This is a genomic window from Sphingobium sp. SCG-1 (assembly GCF_002953135.1).
In the GTDB taxonomy this organism is placed as follows: Bacteria; Pseudomonadota; Alphaproteobacteria; order Sphingomonadales; family Sphingomonadaceae; genus Sphingobium.
Window position 1 is genome coordinate 12,641 of sequence record NZ_CP026372.1, and the last position, 7,289, is coordinate 19,929.

Annotated in this window: 7 protein-coding genes; 6 read left to right on the forward strand and 1 reads right to left on the reverse strand. The window is 62.1% G+C overall.

Translation table 11 applies throughout. From position 1 onward, the window contains the following. Positions 1–74: 74 nt before the first annotated feature. The 4 genes from C1T17_RS00075 (at position 75) to C1T17_RS00090 (ending at position 5,281) form a co-directional block, all read left to right on the forward strand. Entirely contained in the window at positions 75–2,336 is a 2,262-nt protein-coding gene (locus tag C1T17_RS00075; protein WP_189338438.1) for an ATP-binding cassette domain-containing protein, read from the forward strand. Between the two features lie 95 nt (positions 2,337–2,431). Next, complete coding sequence (locus tag C1T17_RS00080) at positions 2,432–3,160, forward strand: hypothetical protein (protein ID WP_104951656.1); 729 nt, start codon at positions 2,432–2,434, stop codon at positions 3,158–3,160. Between the two features lie 28 nt (positions 3,161–3,188). After that, complete coding sequence (locus C1T17_RS00085) at positions 3,189–4,853, forward strand: hypothetical protein (RefSeq protein WP_104951657.1); 1,665 nt, start codon at positions 3,189–3,191, stop codon at positions 4,851–4,853. A 32-nt stretch (positions 4,854–4,885) separates the two neighbouring features. Continuing rightward, positions 4,886–5,281, forward strand: coding sequence for a PilZ domain-containing protein (locus tag C1T17_RS00090; RefSeq protein WP_104951658.1), 396 nt, complete (start codon positions 4,886–4,888; stop codon positions 5,279–5,281). Here C1T17_RS00090 and C1T17_RS00095 read toward each other — a convergent pair. After that, entirely contained in the window at positions 5,278–6,213 is a 936-nt protein-coding gene (locus C1T17_RS00095; RefSeq protein ID WP_104951659.1) for a glutaminase, read from the reverse strand. The two genes, C1T17_RS00090 and C1T17_RS00095, sit on opposite strands and share 4 nt — an antisense overlap. Before the next feature lie 58 nt (positions 6,214–6,271). Between C1T17_RS00095 and C1T17_RS00100 the strand changes: the two genes are divergently transcribed. Then, the gene (locus tag C1T17_RS00100) at positions 6,272–6,472 is read left to right on the forward strand and encodes a hypothetical protein (protein ID WP_104954889.1); all 201 of its coding nucleotides are present in this window, start codon (positions 6,272–6,274) and stop codon (positions 6,470–6,472) included. Between the two features lie 3 nt (positions 6,473–6,475). Continuing rightward, positions 6,476–7,288, forward strand: a complete 813-nt coding sequence (locus C1T17_RS00105; protein WP_104951660.1) for a crotonase/enoyl-CoA hydratase family protein — start codon at positions 6,476–6,478, stop codon at positions 7,286–7,288. The last annotated feature ends 1 nt before the right edge of the window (position 7,289 follow it).

Below are 7,289 nucleotides of genomic sequence, written 5' to 3' on the forward strand. Positions count from 1 at the left end.
AAAATCTCAGCGGCGTTTACCACTCATTATCCTTAAGAATGTTTAATGATCCCCGCAAACATATGGGGACTACCATGACGCGGGCTTCAGACGAGCAGACGGGGATCAGCCTTTTCGGGCGGATAGCGGCGGCCATTGGCATGGCGCCGTCACCCGAATCACGCAGCGAGCGCGCGCGCCACGCGGCCAATGCGGCGCGGCAATGGAGCGGATCGGTAGAGCCTGCATCGCTGGTGACATGCCTGGAGCGCCTCAGCGCATTATGCGGCAAGCCGACGCCGCGCGACATGCTGATCGCGGCGCTGCCGATGCCCAATGGCTTCATGGACCCTCGCCTAGCGCCCATCGCGATGGCCCGCGCGGGGCTGGACGCACGATGGGACATGCGGCCACTCGCCAGCCTGACGCCGCAGGATCTGCCGATCGTCATGCAGTTGCGCGAGGGGGGCTCGGTATTGCTGGTCGGCCTGAGCGACGATCCCCATGCCACCATCATCGACGCAACTGGCGAGAAGCTGGTGCCGCTCCCGATCCTGAAGGAACTGGTGAGCGAGGACGTCCTCGTCTGCGGCCATGTCGACCCGGCAAACGGGTTGGAACTGGACGATGAGCGCAGTTTCGTGCGCCGTAATCCGCGCCTCTGGCTGCTCGGCACGTTCCTCAGCGAGCGCAAGCGACTCGGGCAGTTGCTGCTGGCGGCGGCCTTCCTCAATCTGTGCGCGCTGGCTATCCCCCTCTATATGCGCGCGGTTTACGACCGGGTGGTGCCCAATTTGGCGATCGAATCGCTTTGGGCGCTATCGGCCGGCGTGATGATCGTTCTGGTCTTCGAATTTGTCTTCAAACACGTCCGTGGCGGCTATATCGACGCCGTGGGCGTGCGCGTGGGACAGGCGATCCAGAACCGGGCGATGGCGTCCTATCTGCACGCGCGGATGGGCCATGCGGAAAGCAGCGTCGGCGGACTAATGACGGCACTGCGCGATGTCGAGGCGCTGGCCCTGCTCGTGCCGCAGGCGGTCGTGACATTCTGCATCGATGTGCCGTTCTTCTTCGGATATGTCGCGCTCATCATGCTGATCGGCGGCTGGGCCGTTGCAGGACCGATCGTCGGCGCAGGCGCGATGGTGCTGGTGGGCATCACCGCTGCTTACGCCCTGAAACTCTCCAGCCGCCGTTCGTCGAAGCTGATGCACGCCCGTAGCAACCTGGTCGTCGACGTGACCGAGGGGTTGACCACAATCAAGGCCAACCAAGCGGAGCGACATTTCCTGCGCCAGTGGGACATCGTGTCCGATCACATCGGCATCAGTTCCAAGGTCGCACGCAAATGGAGCGACCTGCCTGCCTCGATGGCGGGGCTGCTGGTGCAGATGGTGACGGTGCTGGTTGTCATTATCGGCGTGTTCCAGATCAAGGCCGGGATCATGACGACGGGTGCGCTCGTCGCCGTGACGATGCTGACCGGCCGTGCGATGGTGCCGGTGTCCGCCGCGATCTCGGTCGTGTCGAAGGGCTATCAGAGCCTGTCGCAGTTCGCGGCGCTCTCCAAAATCCTTGGTGCTGAGCCTGAGCGGGAAACATCCGATCCAGCCGTCAAGACGCGCGCGATCAAGGGTGACATCCGCCTGCAGAACGTCGTCTTCTCTTATTCCGAAGCCGCGACGCCAAGCCTCAAGGACATCACCCTTTCGATCAAGCCGGGCGAGAAAATCGCCCTGATCGGCCGTTCGGGGTCGGGCAAATCTTCGCTGCTGCAACTACTTGCCGGGCTGCGTCAGCCACAGGGCGGCGCGATCACCGTTGATGGCAATGCGATCGACCAATATGCCGTCAGTCACTTGCGTCAGAGCATTTCCTATTCGGCGCAGGACGCGACTTTGTTCAATACGTCGATCTGGGGCAACATCCTGCTCGGCCTTCCCGAACCGGAAGCGGACATCGTGGAGCGCGCCATCGCCGCGTCGGGCCTTGATCGCTTCGTCAGCCGCAGTGTCGAGGGCTATGGCCGCAATGTTGGCCCCAATGGCGTCAAGCTGTCGGGCGGACAGCGGCAGTCGGTTATCCTGGCGCGCGCACTGCTGCGCGATCCGCCGATCCTGCTGCTGGACGAACCTACTGCCGCAATGGACATCAATAGCGAGCAGGCGGTGATGGAGGGCCTGCGCGATGTGGCGAAGGACCGGACGCTGGTGATTGCGACGCATCGCATGGCGCTTCTCGATCTGGTCGACCGGGTGATCTGGCTGGAGGAAGGCAAGGTGTTCGCCGACCGCCCCCGCGCCGAGATCCTGATGATGATGCGCAACCAGCAGGCCGCCAACCGCGCGGCATGATCGCTGTTGGTGAGGGTTTGTTAAGGTTAATTCACTACCAACGACGATGAAACGGGATCGCGCGCAAGCCGCGCGGCTAATTTGGGGAACGTTACGTGGCGGGTGCTTCAGCAGAAGGCGAAGTCAATCACTGGCCGGCATTCGTCGACGTGCTGACGACCGTCATCATGGTCGTCACCTTCCTGCTCGTCATCATGAGCGCGGCGGTGATGGTCCTTTCGCAGCGCACGCTTCAGACTGTCAAGGCGCAGCTCGAAGCGAAAGAGCATAAGACTGCCGATCCCAGCGCTGCCACATCTGCCAGCGCCAAGGATCAGAACAGCCAGACCAACAACCATCAGGTCACGGCCGAAGCGGGCAGCTCGAATGCAGAGCTTGGCGCGGTGCTGCGAACCGATAAGCCGATCAACGGCAGCGAGGCGCTGACGATCCGCACGCGCGAAACGGCTGACACGCTGAAGCTCCAGGTCAAGGCTATGGAACAGCCCGACGAGAGCAAGGGGGTCGAGGTGAAGACTGCCGATGTGTTGCTGCGCGTCACGTTCGAGCCGCTGGCGGTGCGCTACAACGATGACACGTCAAAGCAGGTGATGGACTTCCTCAGCACGCGGCAATCGCCCGGCATGAAGTATGAGATCTGGTCCTTCGCACCGCAGACATCCTCGATCACCGAGGCGCAGCGACTGGCCTTCTATCGCGCCGCGATGACGCGCAACCTGCTCGTGCGCGCCGGGATCAAGCCTGCCGACATTTACACCCAGATTCGCGTAACGGATGCGGCCGCCAAGGATGGCCACAACGTCCGTGTCGTTCTGAAACCCTGACGCCGCAGCACCAGCGAAAGTATCCGCGATGGAACAGAAAATCCGATCCGAACTGCTGAAGATGACCATGGTCATGCTCGTGCTGCTGGGTCTTGGCATCTACGCGCATCAATTTGTGATCGCGGGCATCAAGGCGAAGGTTGCCCTGAACCTGTCCATCTTCGCCGTGTTCGGACTTGCTGCGGGCATTGCCTTCCGCCACGTCCTGAACCTTAAGAACGAAGTGCAGGCGCTCAAAGCACTGAAGGTCGACTATGGCGATCGCTCGAGGCGGCCGCTCGACCCGTACAAGCATCCCGCCATTGTGTTTCAGGAACCGGAGCTTCTAGGTCAGGGATATCGCCTGATTACCGAAGAACTTGGCAAGCAGGGCGCGCTGCAAATCTCCAACGCGACGGTTCAGACGCTTCTGCATGACGTCGATCAGCGCATTAACGACCGTAAGTCGACATTGATCTACTTCTCCGGTTTGATGGTTTTCCTAGGTCTGCTCGGTGCATTCATGGGTTTGATGAAGACCGTACAGTCGGTCGGCGACCTTATCGGCAGTATGGACGTTTCCGGTTCGGGTGGCTCCGACAGCTTCGGAAAACTTATCGAGGGCATGAAGGCGCCGCTGAACGGCATGTCCGTCGGCTTCTCATCATCGCTGTTCGGCCTGATGACATCGATGGTCCTGGGCGCGCTGGAGCGCTTCATGACCAGCGCGATGAAGACGCTGCGCAACGAATTCGAACATTGGCTGTCGAACCTGGCGGCGCTTGAGAACCCGACCGGCGAAACCGCGGCACGCACCGCCACCGATTTCAGCGGCGTGGTGCGGGCGCTGGAACTCGGCGGCAAGCAACTGCGCGATCTGCGCGATGCCGTGGCTGGTGGCGCGAACATCAACGCAGACGCGCAGCAGTCGATCGCGCACATGGCAAACGCGGTGACGAACCTGTCGCATTCGGTGCAGAACGTGGCCGATCCCACGCCGATGCTGCAACCGATCGCCGATGTCGTGGCCGAACTGGCGCGCAACCAGACGCTGATGGTCGGACAGTTCCAGGGCTTGTTCGACATGGCTGAGCGCGACCGGCTGACGATCCGGCAGATGCTGGACGGGATGCACGCGGGGCTTGATCGACAAGGCGCGCTGGATGGTCCGCAGCTTCATGCGCAGATCGATCGGATGGTCGCGCTGCAATCCGAACTTCTGCAATATAGTGCCGACGCCCCTACACTTGCGAATGCACGGCCCACAGAGGCAGAAGCGCCGCGCGGCTGGCTCCCTTCGTTCTTTGCGACATCTCCTTCCGCACTTGCCCGTCGCGAACGCAAGCGCCTGCGCGCCGAGGTGCGCGACGTGGCGCTCAGCCAGCGCCAGTTCGCCCGTTCGGTGGAAGGTGCGCTGGACCGCTCCATCGGCAAGATCGAAGCGGCCCGCCGGAGCGATCACGCGCTGCTGGCCGACATGATCGCGCAGAACGATCGCAATCAGGCGCGGCTGACGGCGATGCTCGACAGGCTGGGCGCGCTTGAAGGCAACGCGAATGCAACCGAAGGACAGGCGCTGACTGCCGAACTGCATGGCGCGCGACAGGAAATGGACATGCTGCGCCGTCGCATGAATCTCACGCAGGAGCAGGTATCGGCGCAGACGGATACGCCGGTCGCCGAAACCCGTATGCCCGACAGCAAAGCCGGCTGACGGCAGCGGATACGAACAGGAAAGAACGCACCATGGCACTCTCACTGCGCCGCCTTTTTGCTCCAAAGCAAACCTTCAGCCGCTCGGCTGCCCGCTATTCATGCAAGATCGAGAGCACACTGATCGTGATCGACCGTATGGCAAGCTTTGAAGGCAGGGTCATCGATCTTTCCAGCGGCGGCGCGATGTTCCGCCCCCGCCTTGCCTATCTGATGGACCGGCGGGACGTGCCGATCTGCCTCACCATGGGCGAATTCGAAGTGTTCGGGCGCATCATGAGCACTAGCCCCAAAGGTTTCGGCTTGCGGTTCGACGAACCGATCGAAGAAGAGGAAATGACGCAGATCCTGGCGTTCGGCGATCCGGCGGCGGCTATGGCAGCGGGTGTTCTTCCCGGATCGCCCCCCGCCGCCGCGTTCGTGCGTTAGGCCGGATCGAACACCGACCATCCGGTCCGCTGCACCAGACGTTCCAGCGCCAGCGTGCCAAGTTGCGAGTTGCCGCGCGCATTCAGTCCCGGCGACCAGACCGCAATCGAAGCGACGCCCGGCGCTACAGCGAGAATGCCGCCGCCTACGCCCGACTTACCTGACAATCCGACGCGGTAGGCGAATTCGCCAGACCCGTCATAATGGCCGCAGGTCATCATCACCGCATTGATGCGCCGCGTGCGTTGCTTCGAAATGATCGTCCGCCCCGTTTCCGGATTGACGCCGCCGCACATCAGATAGCGCCCCGCCATCGCCAGTTGGCGACAGCTCATCGCCAGCGCGCATTGATGGAAATAGACGCCCAGCGGCCGTTCCACCGCGTGATGGATGTTGCCGAAGGCGCGCATATACTGCGCAAGCGCCATGTTGCGGAAGCCGGTCTGCTCTTCGGCATGGGCAACTTTCTCATCGATGAGAATGCTTTCATCGCCAGCGAGGCCGCGCACGAAGCGCAAGATTTCCCCGATCGCCTCACGCGGTTCATGACGGCCCAGCAAGATGTCCGAGACGACGATGGCGCCCGCGTTGATGAAGGGATTGCGGGGAATGCCCTGTTCGGTCTCCAGTTGGACGATCGAGTTGAAAGCGCTGCCTGACGGCTCGCGCCCGACGCGCTTCCACAGCGCATCGCCGACCATGCCGAGCGCGAGCGTAAAACCGAATACCTTGGAGACGCTCTGGATCGAAAACGGCACGTCGGCGTCGCCCGCGACATGGACGGCGCCACTCGCCTCTACAACCGCAATGCCGAAGCGCTTATCGGAGACGGCGGCGAGCGGCGCGATATAGTCAGCAACCTTGCCCCGATCGGTCGCCTCCGCCATTTCGCGCGCAATATCGGCAACGATTGTGTCGAGCGTGCCGTTCATGCCGATCCCCCTTGAGCAGCCGCTTGCGTGCCCGTCCATTCATCCGCATTATGCCGGGATGCGAACGATTTCCAGTGATGTGGCGGTGAGGCTCTATCATCTCGATGAGGGAGAAGGCGGCGCGGCCTCCACTTTGTTGTACGGGACGCTGGCCGAAGCACTGACGCTCGCGGCCGAGCAGCCCGAGGACATACAGGCGGGGCTATTCCTGCAAACGAGCAACGATGTCGTCGCCTATCTCGATCTAATTGAGGAATAAACGATGGAAGCAAGTGTTGAGCCGACCCCGCCCCAATCCGACGCGGCGCGTGTAGTGCTGCATGTGGCGGACGGCATCGGCCATTTGCGGCTCAATCGTCCTGAAAAAATGAACGCGTTCGACATTGTGCAGTTTACGGCCCTTGCCGATCACATCAACGAGATTGCCACGCGGAAGGACATACGCTGCCTGGTATTGTCAGGCGAAGGGCGTGCGTTCAGCGTTGGACTGGACCTGCAAGCGCTGGACGGGCCAGACCGTTTTCCGGACTTGATGCCCCGCACTTATGGCGCCTCGAACGTTTTTCAACATTGCGCATGGGGGCTGCATCGTCTGCCTATGCCCGTGATTGCGGCGGCGCATGGCTTTGCCTTTGGCGCAGGGTTTCAGGTGATGCTGGGCGCAGATATCCGCGTGGCCTCACCCGATCTGGAATGCGCGATGATGGAGATTCGCTGGGGTATCGCGCCGGACATGGCCGGCATCGCTTTGCTGCGCAACATCGTACGCAGCGATGTGGCGCGTGAGATCACTTTCACCGGGCGGCGGATCAAGGCCGACGAGGCCGCCGCTCTGGGTCTCGTCACTTATGTTGCGGACGATCCGGTTGCGAAGGCGATGGAAATTGCGCGGGCGATTGCGGCCTCCAGTCCCGATGCGGTTCGGGCGGGCAAGCGACTACTCAATCTGGAGGCAGACGCCGTGACGATCCTGATGGAAGAATCGCGCGAACAGGATGCTTTGATGGCGTCGGCCAATCATCGCGAGGCGGTGGCGGCGGGCATGGAGAAACGCCCGCCGGTATTCCGCGATTGAC

Excerpts from the sequence above, each read along its gene's own strand:
- C1T17_RS00075 (WP_189338438.1), top strand. The coding sequence starts at position 75 with ATGACGCGGGCTTCAGACGAGCAGACGGGGATCAGCCTTTTCGGGCGG.
- C1T17_RS00085 (WP_104951657.1), top strand. The coding sequence starts at position 3,189 with ATGGAACAGAAAATCCGATCCGAACTGCTGAAGATGACCATGGTCATG.
- C1T17_RS00090 (WP_104951658.1), top strand. The coding sequence starts at position 4,886 with ATGGCACTCTCACTGCGCCGCCTTTTTGCTCCAAAGCAAACCTTCAGC.
- C1T17_RS00095 (WP_104951659.1), bottom strand. The coding sequence starts at position 6,213 with ATGAACGGCACGCTCGACACAATCGTTGCCGATATTGCGCGCGAAATG.
- C1T17_RS00100 (WP_104954889.1), top strand. The coding sequence starts at position 6,272 with ATGCGAACGATTTCCAGTGATGTGGCGGTGAGGCTCTATCATCTCGAT.
- C1T17_RS00105 (WP_104951660.1), top strand. The coding sequence starts at position 6,476 with ATGGAAGCAAGTGTTGAGCCGACCCCGCCCCAATCCGACGCGGCGCGT.